At 55.5% G+C, this 21,814-nt stretch carries 23 protein-coding genes; 11 read left to right on the top strand and 12 right to left on the bottom strand.

The genetic code is table 11. The features are described 5' to 3' along the window. Nucleotides 1–24 precede the first annotated feature (24 nt). Nucleotides 25–291, top strand: a complete 267-nt coding sequence (locus tag IM290_RS19245) for a DUF333 domain-containing protein (protein WP_003856935.1) — start codon at nt 25–27, stop codon at nt 289–291. A 1-nt stretch (nt 292) separates the two neighbouring features. Here the strand turns inward: IM290_RS19245 and hslJ are convergent, their stop codons facing one another. From hslJ to IM290_RS19225, 4 genes are all read right to left on the bottom strand, one after another. Then, entirely contained in the window at nt 293–730 is a 438-nt protein-coding gene (hslJ, locus tag IM290_RS19240; RefSeq protein ID WP_193042540.1) for a heat shock protein HslJ, read from the bottom strand. 123 nt (nt 731–853) lie between these two features. Further along, nucleotides 854–982, bottom strand: a complete 129-nt coding sequence (locus IM290_RS19235) for a DUF2474 domain-containing protein (protein ID WP_017693358.1) — start codon at nt 980–982, stop codon at nt 854–856. Continuing rightward, nucleotides 982–1,992 (bottom strand): cytochrome d ubiquinol oxidase subunit II, encoded by a 1,011-nt coding sequence (cydB, locus tag IM290_RS19230; protein ID WP_015570437.1) that lies wholly within the window; start codon nt 1,990–1,992, stop codon nt 982–984. The genes IM290_RS19235 and cydB overlap by 1 nt, the downstream gene beginning before the upstream one ends. A gap of 5 nt (nt 1,993–1,997) precedes the next feature. Beyond that, on the bottom strand, nt 1,998–3,392 hold the full coding sequence (locus IM290_RS19225; RefSeq protein ID WP_015570438.1) for a cytochrome ubiquinol oxidase subunit I: 1,395 nt from the start codon (nt 3,390–3,392) through the stop codon (nt 1,998–2,000). A 393-nt stretch (nt 3,393–3,785) separates the two neighbouring features. Here IM290_RS19225 and IM290_RS19220 point away from each other — a divergent pair, with 393 nt between their 5' ends. The 3 genes from IM290_RS19220 (at nt 3,786) to patD (ending at nt 7,045) form a co-directional block, all read left to right on the top strand. Next, the gene (locus IM290_RS19220; RefSeq protein ID WP_017693360.1) at nt 3,786–3,974 is read left to right on the top strand and encodes a hypothetical protein; all 189 of its coding nucleotides are present in this window, start codon (nt 3,786–3,788) and stop codon (nt 3,972–3,974) included. 82 nt (nt 3,975–4,056) lie between these two features. Next, nucleotides 4,057–5,481 (top strand): PLP-dependent aminotransferase family protein, encoded by a 1,425-nt coding sequence (locus tag IM290_RS19215; protein WP_017693361.1) that lies wholly within the window; start codon nt 4,057–4,059, stop codon nt 5,479–5,481. 139 nt (nt 5,482–5,620) lie between these two features. Beyond that, entirely contained in the window at nt 5,621–7,045 is a 1,425-nt protein-coding gene (patD, locus tag IM290_RS19210; protein WP_193042541.1) for an aminobutyraldehyde dehydrogenase, read from the top strand. Between the two features lie 35 nt (nt 7,046–7,080). On the opposite strand, the gene IM290_RS19205 is transcribed toward patD, so the two are convergent. Genes IM290_RS19205 through IM290_RS19195 form a run of 3 tightly spaced genes read right to left on the bottom strand, consistent with a single transcriptional unit; the run spans nt 7,081 to nt 7,974 of the window. Next, nucleotides 7,081–7,263, bottom strand: coding sequence for a DUF1869 domain-containing protein (locus IM290_RS19205; RefSeq protein ID WP_003856955.1), 183 nt, complete (start codon nt 7,261–7,263; stop codon nt 7,081–7,083). Nucleotides 7,264–7,266: 3 nt separating this feature from the next. Further along, nucleotides 7,267–7,620 (bottom strand): DUF1971 domain-containing protein, encoded by a 354-nt coding sequence (locus IM290_RS19200; protein WP_003856958.1) that lies wholly within the window; start codon nt 7,618–7,620, stop codon nt 7,267–7,269. 27 nt (nt 7,621–7,647) lie between these two features. Next, nucleotides 7,648–7,974, bottom strand: coding sequence for a DUF1971 domain-containing protein (locus IM290_RS19195; protein ID WP_023303799.1), 327 nt, complete (start codon nt 7,972–7,974; stop codon nt 7,648–7,650). A 243-nt stretch (nt 7,975–8,217) separates the two neighbouring features. Between IM290_RS19195 and IM290_RS19190 the strand changes: the two genes are divergently transcribed. Both IM290_RS19190 and IM290_RS19185 read left to right on the top strand, forming a co-directional pair. Then, nucleotides 8,218–8,391 carry a GhoT/OrtT family toxin gene (locus IM290_RS19190; RefSeq protein WP_003856960.1) on the top strand — a complete coding sequence of 58 codons (174 nt, stop codon included), beginning with the start codon at nt 8,218–8,220 and terminating at the stop codon, nt 8,389–8,391. 86 nt (nt 8,392–8,477) lie between these two features. Continuing rightward, a complete protein-coding gene (locus IM290_RS19185) occupies nt 8,478–9,236 on the top strand; it encodes an alpha/beta fold hydrolase (RefSeq protein WP_193042542.1) in 759 nt (252 codons plus the stop codon). 33 nt (nt 9,237–9,269) lie between these two features. Here the strand turns inward: IM290_RS19185 and IM290_RS19180 are convergent, their stop codons facing one another. The 3 genes from IM290_RS19180 to IM290_RS19170 are packed head-to-tail and all read right to left on the bottom strand — an operon-like array spanning nt 9,270 to nt 15,764. Then, complete coding sequence (locus tag IM290_RS19180; protein ID WP_193042543.1) at nt 9,270–11,444, bottom strand: virulence factor SrfC family protein; 2,175 nt, start codon at nt 11,442–11,444, stop codon at nt 9,270–9,272. After that, nucleotides 11,441–14,422, bottom strand: coding sequence for a virulence factor SrfB (locus IM290_RS19175; protein WP_193042544.1), 2,982 nt, complete (start codon nt 14,420–14,422; stop codon nt 11,441–11,443). The genes IM290_RS19180 and IM290_RS19175 overlap by 4 nt, the downstream gene beginning before the upstream one ends. A gap of 4 nt (nt 14,423–14,426) precedes the next feature. Then, nucleotides 14,427–15,764: an SrfA family protein gene (locus IM290_RS19170; RefSeq protein WP_193042545.1), complete on the bottom strand. Its 1,338-nt coding sequence runs from the start codon at nt 15,762–15,764 to the stop codon at nt 14,427–14,429. A gap of 282 nt (nt 15,765–16,046) precedes the next feature. Here IM290_RS19170 and IM290_RS19165 point away from each other — a divergent pair, with 282 nt between their 5' ends. Both IM290_RS19165 and IM290_RS19160 read left to right on the top strand, forming a co-directional pair. Continuing rightward, nucleotides 16,047–17,645 carry an ABC transporter substrate-binding protein gene (locus tag IM290_RS19165; RefSeq protein WP_032669815.1) on the top strand — a complete coding sequence of 533 codons (1,599 nt, stop codon included), beginning with the start codon at nt 16,047–16,049 and terminating at the stop codon, nt 17,643–17,645. A 101-nt stretch (nt 17,646–17,746) separates the two neighbouring features. Continuing rightward, nucleotides 17,747–17,980, top strand: coding sequence for a YdcY family protein (locus IM290_RS19160; protein ID WP_017382275.1), 234 nt, complete (start codon nt 17,747–17,749; stop codon nt 17,978–17,980). 3 nt (nt 17,981–17,983) lie between these two features. Here the strand turns inward: IM290_RS19160 and IM290_RS19155 are convergent, their stop codons facing one another. After that, nucleotides 17,984–18,433 (bottom strand): DMT family transporter, encoded by a 450-nt coding sequence (locus IM290_RS19155; protein ID WP_015570448.1) that lies wholly within the window; start codon nt 18,431–18,433, stop codon nt 17,984–17,986. Next, nucleotides 18,430–18,948: a GNAT family N-acetyltransferase gene (locus IM290_RS19150; RefSeq protein WP_032619622.1), complete on the bottom strand. Its 519-nt coding sequence runs from the start codon at nt 18,946–18,948 to the stop codon at nt 18,430–18,432. The genes IM290_RS19155 and IM290_RS19150 overlap by 4 nt, the downstream gene beginning before the upstream one ends. Before the next feature lie 147 nt (nt 18,949–19,095). On the opposite strand from IM290_RS19150, the gene IM290_RS19145 reads away from it, so the two are divergent. From IM290_RS19145 to IM290_RS19135, 3 genes are all read left to right on the top strand, one after another. Beyond that, the gene (locus IM290_RS19145) at nt 19,096–19,671 is read left to right on the top strand and encodes a helix-turn-helix domain-containing protein (RefSeq protein ID WP_017382277.1); all 576 of its coding nucleotides are present in this window, start codon (nt 19,096–19,098) and stop codon (nt 19,669–19,671) included. 66 nt (nt 19,672–19,737) lie between these two features. Next, on the top strand, nt 19,738–20,772 hold the full coding sequence (locus IM290_RS19140) for an NADP-dependent oxidoreductase (RefSeq protein WP_163313175.1): 1,035 nt from the start codon (nt 19,738–19,740) through the stop codon (nt 20,770–20,772). 259 nt (nt 20,773–21,031) lie between these two features. Then, complete coding sequence (locus IM290_RS19135) at nt 21,032–21,700, top strand: GntR family transcriptional regulator (RefSeq protein ID WP_003856981.1); 669 nt, start codon at nt 21,032–21,034, stop codon at nt 21,698–21,700. Nucleotides 21,701–21,814 lie beyond the last annotated feature (114 nt).

Below are 21,814 nucleotides of genomic sequence, written 5' to 3'. Positions count from 1 at the left end.
CGCTTTATTTATGGGGAGGAAGGTATGCGTTCAGCATTTTGGGTCGGATGTGCCGCGTTACTGTTGTCGGCATGCAGCAATGAACCTGTACAGCAGGCGACAGCGGCACACGTTACGCCAGGTATGCGGGCGGCTATGTCCAGTTCAGGTCAGGCCAACTGCGCAATGATCGGCGGTTCACTCTCCGTTGCCCGTCAGCTCGATGGCTCCGCCATCGGCATGTGCGCATTGCCAAATGGCAAACGCTGTAGTGAGCAGTCGCTTGCCGTAGGTTCGTGCGGAAGCTACTGAGTTATTCAACTCGCTTAAACATCAATGTCTTATTGGCTGTCGCCAGTGTTAACTGGTCTTCGGTCAGGTCTACCTGTGCGCCTGTGCGTAGCATATCGGCGATGGTCTGATCCAGTTCATTTAGCTGCTGCTCGGTGCAGAGTTTCCGCGTCATTGCCAGCGTTTTGACCGTCAACTCTCCTTCGGACAGTTTCCCCTGGCCGTTGAAGCCGTTGCACATTGTGCCGGAGACGACAATGTTGTTAATCAGGCTGATATTGGGTTGCGCACTGAAGCGAATTTCAGGCTGGGTTTTCCCGCCTTTAACCGCTTTGCCATCCACATTCTCCAGAACGAAACGATGATTCTCTAGCTGTTCGGTCTGAACGGAGGCTTTACCAGGATTAACGCATCCAGCCAGTGCGAGGCTGATTAAACTTACTGCCGCGAGCTTTTTCATTTTTTTTCTCAAACTATCAATACCGTAAATATTTTTTCAGTGTAACCATACCCTCCTGGGTGTTAATGGGGTTTATCTGAAAGTGCGGGAAGGGACCGGGCGGCGGCGCACCCGGTCAGTGAGTTAGTGCGATTTAAATCCGGCTGCGGCCATCAGCATTTTAAAGAGCATACTTACGCAGGCCAGCGCCAGAACGCTGCCGCCCCAGATGATGGCAAGCCACATCAAACGTTTCCATACAGGTTGTTGCATCAGTGATAACCCTCCCCATGCTGTACTTTTCCGCGAAAAACGTAATAACTCCAGAAGGTGTAGACCAGAATCACGGGAATGATCAACAGTGCACCCACTAACATAAAGCCCTGGCTTTGGACTGGCGCAGCGGCCTGCCACAGGGTAATGTCCGGCGGGATAATATGCGGCCAGATGCTGATCCCAAGCCCGCTAAAGCCAAGAAAAACCAGCCCTAATGTCATAATAAACGGCAGAGTATGGCTCGCAGGATCGTTCAGGCAGCGCCACTGGCACAGACTCAGGATCGCAACCAGCGCAGGCACTGGCAGCAGATAAAACAGATTCGGCAGCGTAAACCAGCGCGCAGCAATAGCTGGTTGGGCGAGAGGGGTCCAGATACTGATTACTGCAATGAATACCAGAAGCAGGAGCAGAAGCACTTTCGATACCTGACGCATCCGCTGTTGCAGGGCATTTTCGCTTTTCATTACCAGCCACGTTGAACCTAGCAGCGCGTAAGCCACTACAAGACCCGCACCGCAGAAAAAATTGAACGCGGTAAACCAGTCAAACGGCCCACCGCTGTAAGCGCGACCAGTGACGCTGAACCCATGGATGACCGCGCCGACGGTGATGCCCTGGCTAAAGGTCGCCACAATTGATCCGCCAATAAAGGCCTTATCCCAGAACGGGCGGTGCGCCGGAGTGGCCTTGAAGCGAAATTCGAAGGCGACGCCACGAAATATAAGCCCGATCAGCATTATTGTCAGTGGAATGGTTAGCGCGTCGATGATAACCGCATAGGCGAGAGGAAAGGCGCCAAACAGGGCCGCACCGCCAAGCACCAGCCAGGTTTCGTTGCCATCCCAGACGGGAGCCACGCTATTGACCATCACGTCTCGGTCGTCCGCATTCGGCGTTGCCGGAAACAGGATGCCTATCCCCAGATCAAAACCGTCCATCACGATATACATCAACGTGGCGAAAACGATAATCACGAACCAGATAATGGAAAGATCGATACCCATTACGGTTACTCCTTAAATTCAGTGGTGACGGCAGAAAGCGGACGAGCAGGGCGGCCATCGGATTCAGTCGCGAAGGATTCATGGGGCTGCGGCCCTTTTTTAATCAGACGCACCATATAGCTGTAACCCACGCCGAATACAGCGGTATAAACCACGAAGAAGGCCAGCAAACTGACGCTCATGTGCAGATCGCCATGCGCGGAAACCGCATCCTTTGTACGCTGTAGACCATAGACGACCCAGGGCTGGCGGCCGACCTCCGTTGTTACCCATCCGGCGAGGATCGCGATCAGCCCGGACGGCCCCATCAGCAGGGCAAACCACAGGAAGGAACGTGAGGTATAAAGGCGCTGTTTATAACGCAGCCAGATTGCCGTCACGCCCAGGAGCAGCATCAACATTCCCAGGCCGGCCATGATGCGGAAAGACCAGAAGACAATGGTGGCGTTCGGGCGATCTTCTTTTGGGAACTCCTTCAATGCCGGAACCTGTTTATCGAGACTGTGGGTCAGGATCAGGCTGCCGAGAGCGGGAATTTCCAGGCCAAAACGGGTCCGTTCCTGCTCCATATCCGGCCAGCCAAATAGCAGCAGTGGGGTAGGCTCACCCGGCGGATTCTCCCAGTGGCCTTCTATGGCGGCTATTTTCGCTGGCTGGTGTTTTAAGGTGTTAAGCCCGTGCATATCCCCCACCAGCGCCTGGACTGGGGCCACGATCAACGTCATCCACAACGCCATGGAAAACATGGTGCGAATAGCGGGCGTATTGTTTCCGCGCAGCAAATGCCAGGCCGCGGAAGCACCGACAAACAGCGCGCTGCTGAGAAATGCCGCTATCGACATGTGCAGCAGGCGGTAAGGGAAGGAGGGGTTAAACACCACGGCAAACCAGTCCACCGGAACGACCTGACCGTTAATGATTTCATACCCTTGCGGTGTCTGCATCCAGCTGTTTGACGAGAGGATCCAGAACGTGGACATGAGGGTCCCCAGTGCGACCATGCAGGTCGAAAAGAAGTGCAGCCCTGGCCCGACCTTATTCCAGCCAAACAACATTACCCCGAGGAACCCCGCCTCAAGGAAGAACGCGGTAAGCACTTCATAGGTCAGCAGGGGGCCGGTAATACTGCCCGCAAACTGGGAAAACCCACTCCAGTTAGTGCCAAACTGATAAGCCATCACCAGGCCGGAGACCACGCCCATCCCAAAGTTGACGGCGAAGATCTTCGACCAGAAATGGTACAGCGAGCGCCAGACGGGATTTTTTGTTTTCAACCACAGCCCTTCCAGCACGGCGAGATAGCTCGCCAGGCCAATGGTTATCGCCGGAAAAATAATATGAAAGGATACGGTAAAGGCGAACTGTATTCGCGCAAGATGAAACGCATCTAAACCAAACATGCACTGCCTCAATGTTAAACGGTGTACTGTTATGATAGAGAGGCGGCAAATGAGATATCAGAAGCAGAAATCGATAATTTATCTATAACAGTTGTGGGAAAAGCTGAACTTTATCTGGCTGATATAGGTAACAAGGAAGAATAAAAAATTTCTTTTTATGATTTTTACGCATTAAACAGCTTGCTTTGTCGCCAGCAACATGCGTTAATGGATTTTTGGTTTTGAATCCAAATAAATATCTGACGTAGTTTTATAAAGCAGTTCTCATCACGTTGTGCCTCTCCGCAGCCTCTCTTGGGTCTTTATCTACATTCCGATTAGTTTTGTATCGAACCATTTATTGCCTGATCGGCTCATGAGTAATTTACGTTTTTACGTTTACAGGAGAATCCTATGACTTCTTATATCCATTTCCGCTGCCCATGCTGTCATGGCTCGCAGTACCGCACCTCAGCTTTTGATGTGTCTGACAAAAATCCGTTCGGCGCGAAATGCATTTTCTGCAAATCGTCGATGATCACGCTCGACCACCTGGCCGCAGCGCGTTCTGCTCAGAATCACATTACAGAGTACCGCAAGTAATCTGCCGCGTTTCCTATAACAGTTAGCAAAATCTTCTCTTTTTCTCCTGCTGATATACACTGTCAGCAATAAGGAGAATCTGATGAAAAAATACCAGCGTCTGGCGCAACAAATTATCTCGCAGATTGAGCTTGGCGTATGGTTGCCGGGCGATAAGCTGCCTTCTCTACGAGAGCAGGTGGCAAGCAGCGGCATGAGTTTTATGACCGTGGGCCACGCGTATCAGATGCTGGAAAGTCAGGGGCGCATTGTTGCCAGACCGCAGTCAGGCTATTACGTTGCCGCCCGCCCGACCACACACCAGCCTGCACCGCCCGCGCAGGTGATGCGCGATGAAGTGGTCGACATCAACACCTATATTTTCGACGTGCTACAGGCCAGCCGCGACCCCTCCGTTGTCCCTTTTGCCTCGGCGTTTCCCGATCCGCGCCTTTTCCCGCTTCAGCAACTCAACCGATCGCTGGCTAACGTCAGCAAAACGGCTACCGCCATGAGCGTGATCGAAAACCTGCCGCCGGGTAACGTCGACTTACGTCATGCCATTGCCCGTCGCTACGCTCAGCAGGGAATGAATATCTCCCCGGATGAAATTGTGATCACCGCGGGCGCGCTTGAGGCGCTTAACCTCAGTTTGCAGGCTGTGACTGAACCAGGGGACTGGGTTATCGTTGAAAACCCCTGTTTTTATGGTGCACTCCAGGCGCTTGAACGTCTGAAACTGAAAGCGCTGTCGGTTGCCACTGACGTGCGTGAGGGCATCGATCTCAGTGCCCTTGAGCAGGCGTTAAATGATTATCCGGTGAAAGCCTGCTGGCTGATGACCAACAGTCAGAACCCGCTCGGCTTCACGCTGAGTGCAGAGAAGAAAGCTCAGCTGGTGGCCTTACTCACCCGGCATAACGTCACGCTGATTGAAGACGATGTTTACAGCGAACTCTACTTTGGCCGCGAAAAGCCGCTTCCGGCAAAGGCCTGGGATAAGCAAGATATGACGTTGCACTGCTCCTCATTCTCCAAGTGTCTGGTGGCTGGTTTCCGTATTGGCTGGGTGGCGGCGGGAAAACATGCGCGCCGTATTCAGCAGTTGCAGCTGATGAGTACGTTGTCCACCAGCTCTCCCATGCAGCTGGCGCTGGTGGATTACCTGGCGACCAAACGTTACGACGCCCACCTTCGTCGCCTGCGACGCACGCTTGCTGAACGCAAACAGCAGGCCTGGCAATCGCTTTTGCGTCATATGCCTGCCGGCGTCAAAATCCATCATAACGACAGCGGCTACTTTTTATGGCTTGAACTGCCTGAACAGCTGGATGCGGGGCGGTTGAGTGAGAAGGCGTTAACCCATCAAATCAGCATTGCGCCCGGCAAGATGTTTTCCACCTCCAATATCTGGACACCGTTTTTCCGTTTCAATACCTCATGGGGCTGGGGCGAGCGGGAGGAGCAGGCGGTCGTCCAGCTGGCGGGGTTAATCCGCGAAATGATGCTGCACCCAGTCACACCTTGATGAAAATTCCTGAAGCGACATGACGCGCGGTCTACCTTTAGTAAGGGAGCGCGGATTGGTAACGTGACGTTGTCGCGTTTCTGCCCGCCAGAACGTGTGCTGACAGCGAAAACAATGTCGATTTCAACAGGACGATGCTATGCAAAATCAATTGCTGATTAATGGTGAACTGGTGACCGGCGAAGGTGAGAAGCAGGCGGTTTATAATCCTGCCACGGGTGAAGTGCTGCTGGAGATTGCTGAAGCGTCGGCAGCACAGGTGGACGCTGCCGTCCAGGCTGCCGATCGCGCGTTCACAGAGTGGGGACAAACGACGCCGAAAACGCGCGCCGAATGTCTGTTGAAACTGGCTGATGTGATAGAAGCCAACGCTGACGCGTTCGCAAAAGTGGAGTCCCTTAACTGCGGGAAACCGCTGCACTGTGTTCAGGGAGATGAGATCCCGGCCGTGGTCGATGTGTTTCGCTTCTTTGCCGGGGCCGCCCGCTGCCTGAACGGGCTGGCTGCCGGAGAATACCTCGAAGGACATACCTCAATGATCCGCCGCGACCCGGTTGGCGTTGTCGCCTCTATTGCGCCCTGGAACTACCCTCTGATGATGGCGGCGTGGAAGCTGGCGCCCGCGCTGGCGGCGGGAAACTGTGTCGTCATCAAGCCGTCTGAAATCACCCCGTTGACGGCGCTGAAGCTGGCGGAACTGGCGAAAGATATCCTCCCGCCAGGCGTGCTGAACGTGCTGTTTGGTCGCGGCAAAACCGTAGGAGATCCGCTGACCGGTCACGAAAAAGTCCGTATGGTTTCTCTCACCGGCTCTATTGCTACCGGAGAACATATTATCGGGCATACCGCATCTTCAGTTAAACGTACCCATATGGAATTGGGCGGAAAAGCCCCGGTCATTGTCTTTGACGATGCAGATTTGGATGCCGTGGTTGAAGGCGTGCGTACGTTTGGTTTCTACAATGCTGGTCAGGATTGTACCGCAGCCTGTCGTATCTATGCCCAGAAGGGGATTTACCCCGCGCTGGTCGAAAAGCTGGGCGCAGCCGTTGCCAGCCTGAAAATGGGCGCGCCGGACGATGCGTCAACCGAGCTGGGCCCGCTCAGCTCCGCAGCGCATCTTTCCCGCGTTTGTGCTGCCGTGGACGAAGCCAAAACCCTTGGACATATCCGCGTCGTCACCGGTGGCAGTAAAAGAGAGGGGGCAGGATATTACTTCCAGCCAACGCTGCTGGCCGGGGCGAAGCAGGAAGATGCGATCGTCCAGCGAGAAGTGTTTGGTCCGGTGGTCAGCGTGACAGAATTTGAGGATGAAGCGCAGGTGCTGAACTGGGCTAACGATTCGCAATACGGCCTGGCCTCGTCCGTCTGGACCAAAGACGTCGGACGCGCCCATCGCCTCAGCGCACGGTTGCAGTATGGCTGCACCTGGGTCAATACCCATTTTATGCTGGTGAGCGAAATGCCGCACGGCGGGATGAAGTTATCCGGTTATGGCAAAGATATGTCGGTCTACGGACTTGAGGATTACACGGTAGTCCGGCATGTAATGATCAAACACTAAACTCTCATGCCCGGCGCAGTGCCGGGCGATTCAGCTTACCAGCCACATACCTCGTGTTCATTTTCCGTATCGTAGGCGCGAACGGTGTTCACCAGATCCTTCACGACATCTGCCGCGACGTCCGGGATCAACAGCTCCATTGGCGCTTCTGTTTCATAATCCACCGACACGCCGTTGCTGTTGTTGGTGACGGTCACGGTATAGGTAGCCTTACCCATTATTTACTCCTTATGCGTGTTGACCACTTTACCGATGCCCGCACCGCTGAGCGTGACGGCAGGATCCGCGAAAAAATCGATATTAAAATAGGTGTCGTCGGTCAGTAGCTCAATGCGGTGCCATTTTTGCGGTGGGGAGATGCCAAAAGAACCGGCCTCAATGACCACTTCCAGATCGGGTTCGGTGGCGTCGCCATCGGCAAAGCCAAAGTAACGCACTGCACCCTGCATGACGGATAACCGACCGTACACGCCGGCTTTGGTGTTGTGATGGGTAAAAAGCGCTTTTGGGGCGGTCTCTTTATTCCAGAACGGCGTCGAGCGGGTATGAACAAAGTTTTCAGGAATACGTAACATCATAGTTTCCTTCATGTTGGCGGGCGCTTAAAGGGACTTAAGCACCTCAGGTTCAACAAAGAATTCAATATTGAACAGGGTGTCGTCGGTCATCACCTCAATGTGGTGCCATCTCTCTGGCGGGAAAACGCCGAAACGACCCGCTTCAATGACGAGCTCGCTGTCAGGCTCAGAGGTAAATTCATCAGCATAGCCCAGATAACGCACTGCGCCACGCATCACCGACAGGCGAGGGTAAACGCCCGGACGCGTGCCCGTATCAAGGTGACGTTTAAAAATGCCGGCGGGGGCCGTTTCTTTGTTCCAGAAAGGCGTGGAACGGGTGTGAATGCAACTCTGCGGAATGCGTAGCATGTTTCCTCCCTTAAAAGCCTGCTGTTATTAAACTGCTTTCTGAGGGGATGGATTTATCAAAAAGTGCATTTAATATGCATCTTATCAATAATAACCGTTTTGCTTTACCCGGCGTTGTTACACAAGGTACTCAGTTGTTATTATCCTTAGTATTTAAGTGGTTATGATGTAACGAAAAAACTTGATCTGTGTCAACATATGACGCATATTGCGTGCGGTTATTTTTCGGCTCAGGTAAACAGAATGACGTTGTATCAAAAGATGTTGGTGTTCTACGCAATCATGGCCTCCATCTGCGCATTAATCACCTGGTTCCTGTCTAAAGATCGTAAACGTATTCGCCTGTTGAGCGCATTCCTGGTGGGTTCCACCTGGCCGATGAGCTTTCCTGTTGCCCTGTTGATCTCTCTTTTCTGAAGCACGCTTCCAGAATCGGCATCAAGACATAGCATTCCATACATTGAATCTGTATAAATATACAGTCCTTCATACATGGAGTGCTTATGAACAGTTTCTATTCGCAGCAAGCAGGCTGCACTGTGCGCTGGCAAGATCTTCCCGGTGTCGGTGACCCGGTTGTGTTTATCCACGGGTTGGGCTGTGCATCGTCGTATGAATATCCTCGTATTGTCTGTGATACCCGTTTCGGGGGGCGCAGAGCCATTCTGATCGATCTTCCCGGTAGCGGTTACAGTGACAAACCTGACAACTACCGTTATCGCACGAGCGAACAGGCGCAGGTGGTGGTTGAATTGTTAAACCATCTCGGCCTGGATAGTCTATGGCTGTATGGTCATAGCATGGGGGGGAGTATCGCGATCGAAACGGCAGCACTGTTAACGTCGCGCGTTAAGGGCCTGATAGTATCTGAACCCAATTTTCATGCGGGTGGCGGGATGTTCAGCCGAGCAATTGCGGCCCAAACGGAACAACATTTTCTGGCTCAGGGCTATGATGACATGCTGCGGGCGGAAACGTCGCCGTGGGCTGGAAGCCTTCAAAGCAATGCCCCCTGGGCCGTCTGGCGCGGCGCAACAAGCCTGGTCGAGGGCGTTAAACCTGACTGGGCACGCCTGTTCTTGTCATTGAGCTGCCCGGTAATGTTAGTTTTTGGTGAGCGATCCCTGCCTGATGACGATTTTAATCGCCTGCAACAAAACGGCGTTGCTGTAAAAATTATCCCTGATGCGGGCCATTCAATGTCCTGGGAAAACCCGTCAGCGTTGGCTCAGGCTTTATCTGGCTTCATAAACGGCTCATGAAGGGGTAGCCCGCATTGCTGCGGGCTGCAATGATTAAGACAGCAGGGCAGACAAGGCTTTCCGCGCAGCAGGCTGAACGTCATACGGGCACTGATAATCCACGTTCTCAATCGCGCGTGTGTAGAGCGCAACCAGCCAGTCATAAACATAGGCTGTCGCCGCATGGACAGGCTGCTCGCCAAGTCGGGTAAGACGGGGTGAAGCGCTGCTCACAACTGGCGTCACAAAAATTGGCTGACCTTTGCGGATCCGGCTTGCAGGCCGTTCAGAAACGGGCGTCATTTCATAGCCAAGCCAGCTAATGAAATTGCCTGTCGCGGCATGCAGCTGCGCGGCACTGCTTTTATCTTTTTCTGCAATGCGTTGCAGTTGCAGCGGCAGATCCAGCCGGTAGCTGGTAACGATCAGCACATCCGCAATCTGCTGTAATACCTCTGCGTCCAGGCCCAGACGGGCAGCCGCCGCGTCGTTGCGACTCCACTGACGAAGATGGTTAACCCACACGTTATGGGCCAGCCGCGCCTTGTCTTTGGTCTGCAACGCGCCTGGATTTTCCTGCGTCTCTTCCGCAAACAGATCGATAACATCGTTAAACAGGCCGTTGACCTGTTCCTCACGAGGCTGGTGAACGGTCAGCAGCGTCTCAAACGCGTTTAACGGCGGCAGAAGCCCCTCAAGCAGTTCACCATGACGAGCGGCACTGCCTTGCAGCGTTCGGACCATTTTTTCGGCCTGTGCCCGCCCTGCGCCTGGCTCCTGAGTGAGAGGCGCGACATATGGGCGCATCAGCGTCGACACCGACTCTTGTAACAGCCTTTTTAGCGCGCGGAGACGCTTCTGGCGCTGTGCCGGCAGGGTAGCCTGCGACAGCCACTCAATCACCCGCTGCATGCTGTGGGTATCGAGCGCCTGGAGCGTGCCCCAGCGCAGGCCCGGCTGGCCCAGCAATTGCTGCACCGCTTCGTCCAGATTCTGCTTTGTGGTAAACCGCGCATCATGAGGGGTAATGGCCCAGACCAGCCCCGGCAACGCGGATTCTTCAACCGGCTGCGTCTCTTTGACCCAGTTTTGCAGGAGCCTTGCCGTTTTCGCGGTCTGCTGGTGGTGCGCCGTCGCATTGCAGATAACCAGGATATCCGGCTGAATGTGCTGACGATAATGCTCCAGCAACCACAGGCATTTTGCCTGCATCATCAGCGGCGTGTTTTCCTCAGAAATGGCAGGGATATCAATGACGTCAACGTTATCCAGCACGCAGTTCTCAACGGGCAGCACCACTTCGCGGGTCAGAGATGCCAGTACATCGACGGGCAGGCTAATGGCGTTAAGCAGCTCGCCGTTTTTTACCGGATGAAGCAGTGTTTCCTGTGCTTCCGGCACGGTAAACGCCCCGTGCGTAAGGAAGCCTTCGCAGGGCAGACCAAAGCTGTCCACCAGCAGACTCAACGGCGCCGCAAGCGCGCTGGCATGGCTGGTTTGATGCAGCACCTGGGCGAATTTAAGCCACTGCTGGGTTAACTCCTGCTGCTCACCCCACAGCAGAGACCAGACGCTGGCGCGGGTGCTGAGATCAAGCGACGGAACCAGCAGGGCAAACTGGTGCCACAGGGCATCATCAATATGCTGCTTAGCGCCGGGTACTACGCTTTGCCAGAACCGGGCAATGGTCGCGACTTCCCGCGCCGTCATTCCCGGCACGCTCTGCGGTTGACGCAGCGCCCGCCACTTCTCAAGCCGGGCTTCAATCACCAATTTATCCACCGCGCGGATCTGCGGATCCAGCGTGGTGCGCGCGATAAACAGCTGCACCAGCTCGGCCTCCGTTACCAGGCGCAGGCGTAAGGGAAACGCGTCGTCTGCGACCTCGCGGGACGCTCTGCTGAAACGCACGGCCATGTTGGTCGGTGCATGCCCGGGGTTAATATGCGAGAAGTAATCAAACGTGCGTTGACCCGGCGTAACGTTCAGCCGTTCGTCCCCGCTGCCGCAAAGAGCAGCCAGCAGGTGCGCTTTCGCGGCCTGCGAGTGGCCATATAAGCCGATACTGCCCTGGCTGACAAGGGCGCGATCGAGCGCCTCTTCACGCGCGCTTACTGCGTTAAGGCGGGCAAGCAGGGCGTCGGCTTCGTTATCCAGCATCGGGGCGTGCTGTCGCGTCTCGTTGATCCACCCGATTAAGGCCTGAGTGGTGGCAGTCGTCGCAGTCATTTAAGGTATACGCTCCCGCTGTCGATCCAGTAGTGGCTGCCGCTGTGTCGGCGATCGGCCAGAGTATTCAGTTTAAAGGTCAGGGCATCCGGCGGCACTGGCGTGCCGTCCTGTAGCCAGGCATCACTCAGCTCGAAAGATTCCGGGCCTTCCTGCTTAGTGCCGCCACGCAGCTTCAGGCGCACGTTCAGTACGCCGTCGCCCGCAATGGCTTTCGCCAGCTCGGCTGAGTTGATGCTCAGGGTATAGAGCGGCGTAGCGGGCCAGCGGGCATTGGCCAACTGCCGGAAGCCGAGCGTAACGTTGCCGCGCAGCGGGAAGTGCAGACGGGCGTCCAGTTTCGCGCCGGGTTTATCGAGGTCGATATCGTGATACCAGACGTTCTCGTCCCGCAGGGTATTGATCGTGTTATCCAGCACGCCCAGATAGCGCACCGTAGAATACGCGCCGATATCCGCTGCTTTAAAGTTAAAGCGCGGCAGACGAAGATCCAGCGCCAGGCTACAGAGCATCGCTCCCACCGCAGCGGTGGATTTCGGGTTGCCGATCCGTCCCTGCTGGCTGAACGGATACCATTCATGAACCTGGTATTTATCCAGCCAGACGATGCGGTTGACGGGCACCGGTTGCAGGTGGCGAATCAAGGCCTGAACGCCCGGCAGACAGCCCGGCCGTCCCGTGATCAGCAGGATATCGCAGCTGTAATGAGAGATCGCCTCACATACCGCATGAAGCGGGGCGGCAAGCGTGAATTGACCCGCCAGCATGGCGTCCCGCATCTCCCGGAAGCTGACGTGCAGCGGTACGCTGAACAGATCAAAGTGTTCTGAGCCGGCAGGCAACGCATGGTCGATCGCCTGCTGGAGATAATTCATCACGTTGCGCGTCGGTTTTTGCGCAAGCAGATCGCCAAAGGTGGCATGCAGCCCGGCCAGCGGATCGTCAACATCGCTCGATTCCCACGCCGCCAGGATCGTGTGACCGATCGGCATAAAGAGCTGAAGCGCCGTCTGCTGGCGCAGGACCGCCTGGGTATCGATCCGCCCGGAGTCACCGAACAGGGATGCCATCAGCTGGGAGGCATCGGCTATGCCGGATTTCTGAAGCTGGGTTTGCAGGGCGGGCAGAACGTAGCGCTGGATCACGTCCAGCAGCGTGTCGTCGCCAGCGACCTTGAACCCTTCGCGGAACAGCAGCTGCGGGGTGATTTTGACGTTATTCCCGGAACCATCATCTAACTGATAGTGCGTGATGGCCATATCCGTCGTGCCGCCGCCGATATCAATCGAGGCCACGCGCAGCGCACGCCCCGGCTGGACGCCAGGCTCAGGCGCGCGATCCGGACGGGCGAGGGAGGCGAAAAAGGCCTCGGTCTGGCCACCAAAATGGGAAATGGCTTCGTTATACAGCCACACCAGCTGGCCGCAGCTGGCCTCGTCCCACTCCATCTGGATCTCAGGGACCGGCACCACGCTTTTTTCCTGCTGCTTGCGGCTGGCAAAATCTTCATCCTGCGGGTGCCAGCCCATCGCTTTCCAGACGATGGCGATGGCTTCGAACATGCGGCGACGGAAAATCTCGCGCTCCTGTTTCGGCATTGCCGACGGCAGGGTGAGGATCAGCGTCCGCAGCTGGCGCGGAGAGGCCGGGAAGCCGAGCCGCAGGCGGGTGGCCACGCTGTTAATCTGGCCAAGCGCCTGAGCCAGCAGCTCGCAGAGCATGTGCGTCATCAGGGTGCTGCGGCTGTACTGCGGAGAGAACACCGGCAGGCGCTCATCCTGCGGCAGCGTAAAGAGCGGTTCCCCGTCGTCGTTCATCAGGTTCATCAGCGGAAACGCAGTTGCCAGCGGTTCGCGCTGGGTTTTGCTGTTCATCTGGCTAAAGCGCCAGTCCTGCACCACCGGCGTCTCGTCCCACAGATAGCGACGCGGGCTGGAGATGCCGCTGTTGCCTTCCGTGCCCAGACGCTGCATCGCCAGCTTACGCGCTTCATCACCCACGCGGACAATCGACGGCCAGACGAACGCATCCTCCCGGCCGCTTTCCACGGAGAAGTGCTGTTTGCCAAAACGCGCTTCAGAAAACTCAAGTCGGCTGGTAAACAGCGGCTCATTCAGGAACTGCGGCTCACTCAGAGATCGTACCTGAAGTTCAGCCGTCTGGCGCAGGCCGTCGTTGGCATCACCATGATCTTCAATAATCACGCCGCAGGTGTGGGTGTTGCCTACGTCAAGGATCAGATCGACAGGAATAGCAGGGGTGCTCAGGGTATGGGTGACAAACTTCACTTCCGGCACGGTGAGTTGTTCACCGAGCATGGAGAGCAGGTTGAGCCAGTGCGCCTGATATTCAAAGCTGCGCATGGCCTGATGCAGCTCGCGCTCGGAGCGTTTTTCAACCCCGTCGGCAAACTGGGTGAAGGCTTCTCGCAGCCAGCCGTCAATCCAGGTCTGGTCGAGGAAACTCTCAACCTCATTGTCGCGCCAGGCGAGCGCGAAACGCGTGCCGTTCAGGATATCGTTTTCAACCGGCGACAGGGCAGACGTCGCATGCTCTGCAATCTGGCTGTCGAGCGCGACGGTGACCCGGTGCGTATTGCCAGCTGCGTCGGGCGTGGAAAGCTTTCGTACCTGGACGCGCGCCCAGTTATCCGGGCCTTCAACAAACGTCCGCGGCGGGTTAAAGCGCAGGAAAGGGATCGGCAGCCAGACGCCGTCCAGCACGGTCAGGGAGTCATGCAGTGGAATGGTGCTTTCAGGCTTGACCACTTCCGGCTGCCCGCCATCGGTGGCAGGGAGCGTGTACCGGCCGTTAACCAGGTCAAAATCCAGACGCAGCAGCGGGCCATTTGCCGTTTTACGCACGAAACGCCCGTTGCTGGCGGTGTCCTGCGGAGTCAGGCCAAAATCGAGAAACTGCACGCCGCTGTTAGCAATCAGCGTCACGCTCTGTTTATAGTCGCAAAGATTAACCAGCATAGGATCAAACACCTGCTTTCTTGAACGTCAAAGGAACGACGGTGTTGGCATCGTAACGTGCGGTGCATTCCGCCACATCGCTGGCACCTGCCTTACAGGTCACTTCCGGCATCGGATAGCGTGAACCGTCGGTGCAACGAGCGTTTCCGCGCGTTTTGATCAACAGCTCGCCGTTGCTGTGTAATCCGGAAAAGACGTCTACCCGGCAGACAATGTTGTCGCCATGCACGACCCGGGCGAAACCTTTATTGTTCTGGATCTGGTAGCGCAGCGACGGCGGTTTGCCGGTGAGCGGATCCTGCACATCGAGAAACGCGCGCCAGGTGCCGTTCAGGAAGCGCGTTAACCCCGCTTTGACCTGGTTTGCCTCCATCACCATCGCATCTTTCGGTATCGCGGTAATGACCACCGGTTCGGCTGCCGGGGCAGGCGTTTTCACCTTCGGCTCTACCACTTCGGCCTGGTGCAGCGGGAGTTTCAGTTCAAGCGGCTCAACCGTCTTTATGGGGGCCGGAGCAATGGCGACGGGTACTGGCGCTGGTGTGGCAACAGGCGCTGCGATCGGGGCCTGTTTTGGCCAGAGCAGCGGGGTGGCGATGGCTGCAATAATGACGGCGGCAACCGGCAGCAACCACAGGGGGGAGCGACGTTTTTTCTGTATGGCCGCCGGTGCGGGCTCTGGCGGCGCGGCGTTCATGCGCACCGGCTCTGGCGTATACAGTTCATCTTCGGTGATACGGACGGTAGCCACAGGCTTGATAAGCGGCGCGTCGGCCTGCTCAAAGGTCACCACCGGGGCCGGTTCTGGCTCAGGTTCAGGCTCAGGCTCGTTAATCACCACTGGCTCAGGTTCAGGGACCAACGATTCGCGCAGGCAGTCCAGCACGTCGTCGCGCGCGTTCTCGTTAAGGTTGACGAAACCCCAGAAGCAGATCACCGGTTTGCCATCCACCAGGAAAACAAAGTTTTCACCGGGAAACTGAAAGGCTTTTGAGAGCAGAGAGCCAAACAGTTGCTGCGCCGTTTTCGGTGACTGAAGGCATTTTTTACTCAGCGACTCCACGCTGGCGAGCGTGTTTTCCAGATAGCGCAGGGCGCGATAACGATCATCTTCATCCGCCGCCTTCCAGCTGGAGACGGTTCCCTCAACCGGGGAGTACCAGTCAACGCGATCGCCGCCGTCGTTGACCTGGGGGATGGCCAGGCAATCAACGATAGCCTGTTGTTTGCGCAACCGAAGCGCTTCGCGGATTTGCAGCGCTGATTCAAAAACGGCCTGTCCGCCGCCGCCAACGGCCTGAAAATCATCCAGATTACCGCTGCGTAAAAGTGTTTTTGCCACGATTTGGTCCTGTAGACTTTTTCACGCCATTACTTTAGCGAATCAGGTAAGCAAGCAAACGGCTGAGGAGACGGCAAAAGGGACGATTTCTTGCGGCATTGATCGTGACGGTTGTGCTTGACGAATAATGGACCTTAAGGCAAATCGGTTTCTGCGGGATGATGCTAAAACCAACGAAATGTACGGCTTTAGAATAACCTGATAGTGATTCGTTATTTGTCAGGCCAAAACGTCTGTGCTGTTATTACTGTTCACTATAATAAAACCGAAAGGGTAATAACCATGTCTACAGGGAAAACCGTGCTCGCCCTCGCGCTGAGCGCGCTGCTACCGGCAAGCGCCGCATGGGCGGAAAACAAAGACACCATTATCTACTGCTCCGAGGCGTCGCCGGAGTCGTTTAACCCGCAGATCGCCAGCTCTGGACCTTCGTTTGTCGCCAGCTCGCAAACGCTGTATAACCGTCTGATTAACTTCGACCCGGTAAAAAACACGCCGGTGCCTTCTCTGGCCGAGTCGTGGACCATTTCGCCAGACGGCAAAACATACACGTTTACCCTGCGTAAAGGGGTAAAATTCAACAGCAATAAATACTTCAAACCGACCCGTGATTTTAACGCTGATGACGTTATTTTCTCCGTTATGCGTCAGAAAGACCCTAAGCATCCCTATCACAATGTTTCCCAGGGTAATTACGAATACTTTAATGACGTGGGCCTCGACAAGCTCATTCAGGATGTGAAAAAGATCGACGATTATCACGTTCAGTTCACGCTGAGTGAACCCAACGCGGCGTTCCTGGCCGACTGGGGAATGGACTTCGCCTCGATCCTCTCTGCCGAGTACGCGGACGCGATGCTGAAAAAGGGTACGCCTGAAAATGTGGATACCTGGCCAATCGGCACCGGCCCGTATGTGCTTCAGCAGTACAAGGTGGATTCGCTGATCCGCTACGTCGCCAATCCGAACTACTGGGAGGGAGAGGTGCCGACCAAACACCTGATCTTCTCCATCACGCCAAATGTTGAGACGCGTCTGGCTAAGCTGCAAACGAACGAGTGTCAGATCATTCCTGCGCCGTCGCCGGTGCAGTTTGAAGCGATCAAGAAAAACAAAGACCTGACCCTGCACTCGGTAGATGCGCTGAACGTGGGGTACCTGGCGTTCAACACGGAGAAAAAACCGTTTGATAACGTGCTGGTGCGCCAGGCTCTGAATTACGCAACGGACAAAAAGGCCATTGTGAACGCGGTCTTTATGGGGTCTGGTACGGTCGCTAAATCGCCGATCCCGCCGAACATGCTCGGCTTTAACAAAGACCTGAAGGATTACGGCTACGATCCGGAAAAAGCGAAAGCGCTGCTGAAGCAGGCGGGTCTGGATAAGGGCGCGGAAGTGACCCTCTGGTCCATGCCGGTTCAGCGTCCGTACAACCCGAACTCGCGACGCATTGCGGAGATGATCCAGGCTGACTGGGCGAAAGTGGGCGTGAAGGCGAAAATCGTCTCATACGAGTGGGGGGAATATCTCTCCGGCATGCGTAAAGGCGAGCATGATTCCGCGCTGTTCGGCTGGATGTCTGATAACGGCGATCCGGACAACTTCGCCGATGTGCTGCTGGGTTGTAACAGCATCAAAACCGGATCTAACGCCGCGCGATGGTGTGATAAGGGGTATGATGAGCTGGTGCAAAAGGCCAAACTGACCAGCAACCCGGACGAACGTGCGAAGCTGTATGGCCAGGCACAGGAGATTTTCTACCAGCAGGCACCGTGGATTGCGTTAGCTAACGGCAAAACGTTCTACGCGACCCGCAGCAACGTGACCGGGTACAGCGTGAGTCTGATGGGCAGTGACTTCTCGAAAGCGAAGCTGAACTGATCGTATTCTTGCCGGGTGGCGGCTATGCCTTACCCGGCCTACAGTTACCACCCGTAGGCCCGGTAAGCGTAGCGCCACCGGGCATTTGGAAAGGAGTGACAATGTCACATTTAAACGATGTTATCGCCCGCGTCGATGCCGCCATCGAAGAGAGCATAATTACCCACATGAACGAACTGCTGATCGAATTAAGCGACGATGCAGAGCTCAGCCGTGAAGATCGCTATACCCAGCAGCAGCGCCTGCGTACCGCGATTGCGCATCATGGTAAACAGCATAAAGAAGAGGCGGAGGCGCGCCATGCCCACCTCACGCAGGGTGGGACTATCCTGTAAGGGTTAAAACTGGCGCCGTGCCACCAGCCAGGCGCCGACCACCAGCATCACTGCGCCGCAGACCGGGCCAACCAGCGCCCGCAGGGGAACGCCGTTGCTCTTGAGGATGTCCATCACCAGGCCGCCAATCAGCTGGCTTGCTACCAGCACGGCAATGGTCGTTGCCGCGCCCACATTCTGATACCCGCTAATACTGGCAAAGACAAAAAATGACCCCAGCAGGCCGGGGATCAACGTCCACCAGCGCACCGTCGACGCCAGTTCGCTAAACCCCGCCAGGCCATTTTTCACCAGCAAAATGCTGACAAACAGCACAATCCCCACCAGCGAGTTCAGCAGCATGGCGATAAGAATAGTGGAAGAGGATTGCGTAATGCGCACCATCAGGGTGTTTTGCACCACCAGCCCAATCCCGGCGGCCACCAGAAACGCTAACGTCAACGATTGATTCATGGCAGAGCATCCGGATCGCTGCGCTCATCGAGCTGGAGTTGCATAAAGGTTAAATCCAGCCAGCGACCGAATTTGGTTCCCACCTGCGGCATATTTCCGGTGGTAATAAAGCCCAGGGTTTTGTGCAGATGAATCGACGCCTGATTCTGCGCCTCAATACCGGCAACCATCACATGTTTACCAATCTGGCGGGCTTCCTTGATTAATTCCGTCATCAGCAGCCGACCGATGCCTTTGCCCTGATGATCGGGATGAACGTAAACCGAGTGCTCCACCGTATGGCGAAAACCGTCGAATGCTCGCCAGTCGCCAAATGAGGCGTATCCCGTCACAACACCTTCTTCTTCACTGACCAGCACCGGATAACCCAACAGCGTGCGCGCCTCAAACCATGCAATACGGTTATCGGTGTCGACTGTTGTATCGTTCCAGATGGCGGCGGTGTGCAGCACCGCATGGTTATAAATTTCACCGATAGCGGCACAATCTTCTTTGCAGGCATGACGAACGATCATGGTTAACCTCTGGCTGTGTTGTTCACTATAGTAGTACGATTTACTCACAATATTACACAGTTCTTGTGTTGCATCGCTACGACAAAATCCCTATTTTTTGTCACCAAACTGCCCCGAAAAATCATCCGTACACTATAGTATGACGTCATGAACACAATGACAGACAATATGAATCAACGCATTAGCGCCCGCATACGCCTTGAACGCGAGTCGCGGGGCTGGTCATTAAGCGAACTGGCCGAACGGGCAGGTATTTCACGCGCCATGATCCATAAGATTGAACGGGGGGACAGTAGCCCAACGGCGACGCTGCTTGCCCGGTTATCCGGTGCCTTCGGTATTAGCATGTCTACGCTCATTGCGCGCGCGGAAATGCAGGAGGGCAAACTGTTACGTCTGGCGAACCAGCCCGTCTGGCGCGATCCGCAAACCCACTATTTACGTCGTCATGTGTCGCCGCGCAGCGATATGCCTATTGACCTCGTCCAGGTGGAACTGCCCGCGGGCAGCGATGTGCCGATGCCCGCCTCCTCTTATGCGCTGGCGCGACAGCTGATTTGGTTGCAGGCAGGTGAACTGGTCTTTCTGGAGGGGGACACCCGCCATGAAATGAAGGCCGGAGATTGTCTGGAACTCGGGCCGCCGAACGACTGCCGGTTTATTAACGAAACGGATGAATCGTGCCTTTATCTGGTCGTGCGGCTTAATCAGTCCGGCTCATAATGCAAAGGCGATCCGCAGGATAACGTGCCAGACTTGAATGACATTTTCAGCTGTAAGGAGCGATGAATGAGTCAATCAACTACGCAAAACCGACGCTGGGTACTGGCTTCCCGTCCACACGGCGCACCGGTTGCCGAAAATTTCCGCCTGGAAGAGCAGCCGATCCCCACGCCCGCAGACGGGCAGGTGTTATTACGCACCGTATGGCTCTCGCTTGATCCGTACATGCGGGGCCGTATGAGCGATGCGCCATCCTATTCACCTCCTGTCGAGATTGGCGCGGTGATGGTGGGTGGCACGGTAAGCCGCGTCGAGACCTCCCGCCATCCGGATTATAAAGAGGGCGAGTGGGTTCTGGGCTACAGCGGCTGGCAGGAGTATGAACTTTCCGACGGGAAAGGACTGGTCAGGCTGGGTGAAAACCCGTCGCACCCTTCGTGGGCACTCGGCGTGCTGGGAATGCCGGGCTTCACCGCGTATATGGGGCTGCTTGATATCGGCCAGCCTCAGGCGGGGGAAACGCTTGTCGTGGCGGCAGCCACGGGGCCGGTCGGCGCAACGGTGGGGCAGATCGGTAAAATCAAAGGGTGCCGGGTCATCGGCGTGGCCGGCGGGGAGGAGAAATGCCGTCATGCGGTCGACGTGCTCGGTTTCGACGCCTGTCTGGATCACCATGCGGATGATTTTGCCGAACAGCTGGCGAAAGCCTGCCCGCAGGGCATTGACGTATATTATGAAAACGTCGGCGGTAAAGTCTTTGACGCCGTGCTGCCGCTCCTGAATACCTCCGCGCGCGTACCTGTTTGCGGACTGGTCAGCGGCTACAACGCGACCAACCTGCCGGATGGTCCGGATCGCTTGCCGCTGCTGATGGGGACCATCCTCAAAAAACGCATCCGCATGCAGGGCTTTATCATCGCTCAGGACTATGGTCATCGTATCGACGAGTTCCAGCAGGAAATGGGACGTTGGGTGAAGGAAGGCAAAATTCACTATCGCGAGCAGGTCACCGAAGGGCTGGACGCGGCGCCGGAGGCGCTGATTGGGCTGCTGGAAGGGAAAAACTTCGGCAAGGTCGTGATCCGCGTGGCGGCGGACTAAACAGAGCATCGGTTATGGCGGGCAAAGTCCGCCATAATTATTTGTGAAGATACGATATATTGTCTTTAATTAATCCATAAGCATTGCGCGCCATCGGCCCAGCTGAGCCAGAAGTGGTAAACGTAATATTAATTGAACAATTTTTATTTTAACGCGCGCCCTTCATACCAGGCATGACGATACAGGATATATCAAACCGGCGATGTTTTTATAAACAGTCGCTGAAAATGGCATTTTGTTTTGGCTACGGGAATTAAACATGCTTGATTTGGAAAATCTGGAAAAAGCACAAAGAATCAGTCTGACGATGCAAGTTGAGAACAGTTTAAAGGGAGCGTTAATTACGGGCTCATTAAAACCTGGGGCTCGACTCATCACGAAAGAGATTGCGGATAAATTAGGCACCAGCATCACACCGGTGCGCGAAGCCCTGCTGCGCCTGGTGTCGGCAGGCGCATTACAGGCCACGCCTGCTCAGGCGTTTTTGGTGCCAGAGGTTACGCTGGAGCGTTATAACGAAATTAACGCCATTCGAAAACAGCTTGAGCCGATGGCCGTTGCGGCGGCGTGTCAGAATATGACCGAGACCAAACTGGATGCATTACGCGCGCTGTCAGATAACTTCAGCACCGCCATGCATCAGGGCGACGTGCAGAAGGCGATCCATGCCAACCGCGTGTTCCGGTTTACGCTTTATCAGTATGCCGAAATGCCGACCCTGAACTCGCTGATTGAGCAGCTCTGGGTACGGATTGGTCCGTGTATCAACTACCTGCACGAAGAGATGAAAGATATCCCTGCAACGACTTACCATTATGCCGATCTGCTTTCTGCGCTTGAGCAAAGGGACGTGACGGCCAGTCGGGAAGCGATCGACCGAGCCATTGATGAAGCTAATATCCTCCTGCAACGGCAATACTACAGTTAAGGATCGCACTGGCGCACTTATTTTTTTATTCGTTTTAAACTTCCCTGAGTATATTCCCGGCGCTTAAGGCTACCGGGAATGATGTTATTTTTTACCGGCAACGTGCGCTGCCGG

The sequence above is a fragment of the Enterobacter cloacae complex sp. S1 genome (assembly GCF_014930525.1).
Lineage (GTDB): Bacteria > Pseudomonadota > Gammaproteobacteria > Enterobacterales > Enterobacteriaceae > Enterobacter > Enterobacter hormaechei_C.
This window is presented reverse-complemented; position numbering and strand designations above follow the sequence as displayed.

Excerpts from the sequence above, each read along its gene's own strand:
- IM290_RS19165 (WP_032669815.1), top strand. The coding sequence starts at position 16,047 with ATGTCTACAGGGAAAACCGTGCTCGCCCTCGCGCTGAGCGCGCTGCTA.
- IM290_RS19190 (WP_003856960.1), top strand. The coding sequence starts at position 8,218 with ATGACGTTGTATCAAAAGATGTTGGTGTTCTACGCAATCATGGCCTCC.
- IM290_RS19160 (WP_017382275.1), top strand. The coding sequence starts at position 17,747 with ATGTCACATTTAAACGATGTTATCGCCCGCGTCGATGCCGCCATCGAA.
- IM290_RS19140 (WP_163313175.1), top strand. The coding sequence starts at position 19,738 with ATGAGTCAATCAACTACGCAAAACCGACGCTGGGTACTGGCTTCCCGT.
- cydB (WP_015570437.1), bottom strand. The coding sequence starts at position 1,992 with ATGGGTATCGATCTTTCCATTATCTGGTTCGTGATTATCGTTTTCGCC.
- IM290_RS19245 (WP_003856935.1), top strand. The coding sequence starts at position 25 with ATGCGTTCAGCATTTTGGGTCGGATGTGCCGCGTTACTGTTGTCGGCA.
- IM290_RS19135 (WP_003856981.1), top strand. The coding sequence starts at position 21,032 with ATGCTTGATTTGGAAAATCTGGAAAAAGCACAAAGAATCAGTCTGACG.
- IM290_RS19145 (WP_017382277.1), top strand. The coding sequence starts at position 19,096 with ATGAACACAATGACAGACAATATGAATCAACGCATTAGCGCCCGCATA.
- IM290_RS19175 (WP_193042544.1), bottom strand. The coding sequence starts at position 14,422 with ATGCTGGTTAATCTTTGCGACTATAAACAGAGCGTGACGCTGATTGCT.
- IM290_RS19200 (WP_003856958.1), bottom strand. The coding sequence starts at position 7,620 with ATGTTACGTATTCCTGAAAACTTTGTTCATACCCGCTCGACGCCGTTC.
- IM290_RS19195 (WP_023303799.1), bottom strand. The coding sequence starts at position 7,974 with ATGCTACGCATTCCGCAGAGTTGCATTCACACCCGTTCCACGCCTTTC.
- IM290_RS19220 (WP_017693360.1), top strand. The coding sequence starts at position 3,786 with ATGACTTCTTATATCCATTTCCGCTGCCCATGCTGTCATGGCTCGCAG.
- IM290_RS19185 (WP_193042542.1), top strand. The coding sequence starts at position 8,478 with ATGAACAGTTTCTATTCGCAGCAAGCAGGCTGCACTGTGCGCTGGCAA.
- patD (WP_193042541.1), top strand. The coding sequence starts at position 5,621 with ATGCAAAATCAATTGCTGATTAATGGTGAACTGGTGACCGGCGAAGGT.
- IM290_RS19225 (WP_015570438.1), bottom strand. The coding sequence starts at position 3,392 with ATGTTTGGTTTAGATGCGTTTCATCTTGCGCGAATACAGTTCGCCTTT.
- IM290_RS19155 (WP_015570448.1), bottom strand. The coding sequence starts at position 18,433 with ATGAATCAATCGTTGACGTTAGCGTTTCTGGTGGCCGCCGGGATTGGG.
- IM290_RS19215 (WP_017693361.1), top strand. The coding sequence starts at position 4,057 with ATGAAAAAATACCAGCGTCTGGCGCAACAAATTATCTCGCAGATTGAG.
- IM290_RS19150 (WP_032619622.1), bottom strand. The coding sequence starts at position 18,948 with ATGATCGTTCGTCATGCCTGCAAAGAAGATTGTGCCGCTATCGGTGAA.
- IM290_RS19180 (WP_193042543.1), bottom strand. The coding sequence starts at position 11,444 with ATGACTGCGACGACTGCCACCACTCAGGCCTTAATCGGGTGGATCAAC.
- hslJ (WP_193042540.1), bottom strand. The coding sequence starts at position 730 with ATGAAAAAGCTCGCGGCAGTAAGTTTAATCAGCCTCGCACTGGCTGGA.
- IM290_RS19235 (WP_017693358.1), bottom strand. The coding sequence starts at position 982 with ATGCAACAACCTGTATGGAAACGTTTGATGTGGCTTGCCATCATCTGG.
- IM290_RS19205 (WP_003856955.1), bottom strand. The coding sequence starts at position 7,263 with ATGGGTAAGGCTACCTATACCGTGACCGTCACCAACAACAGCAACGGC.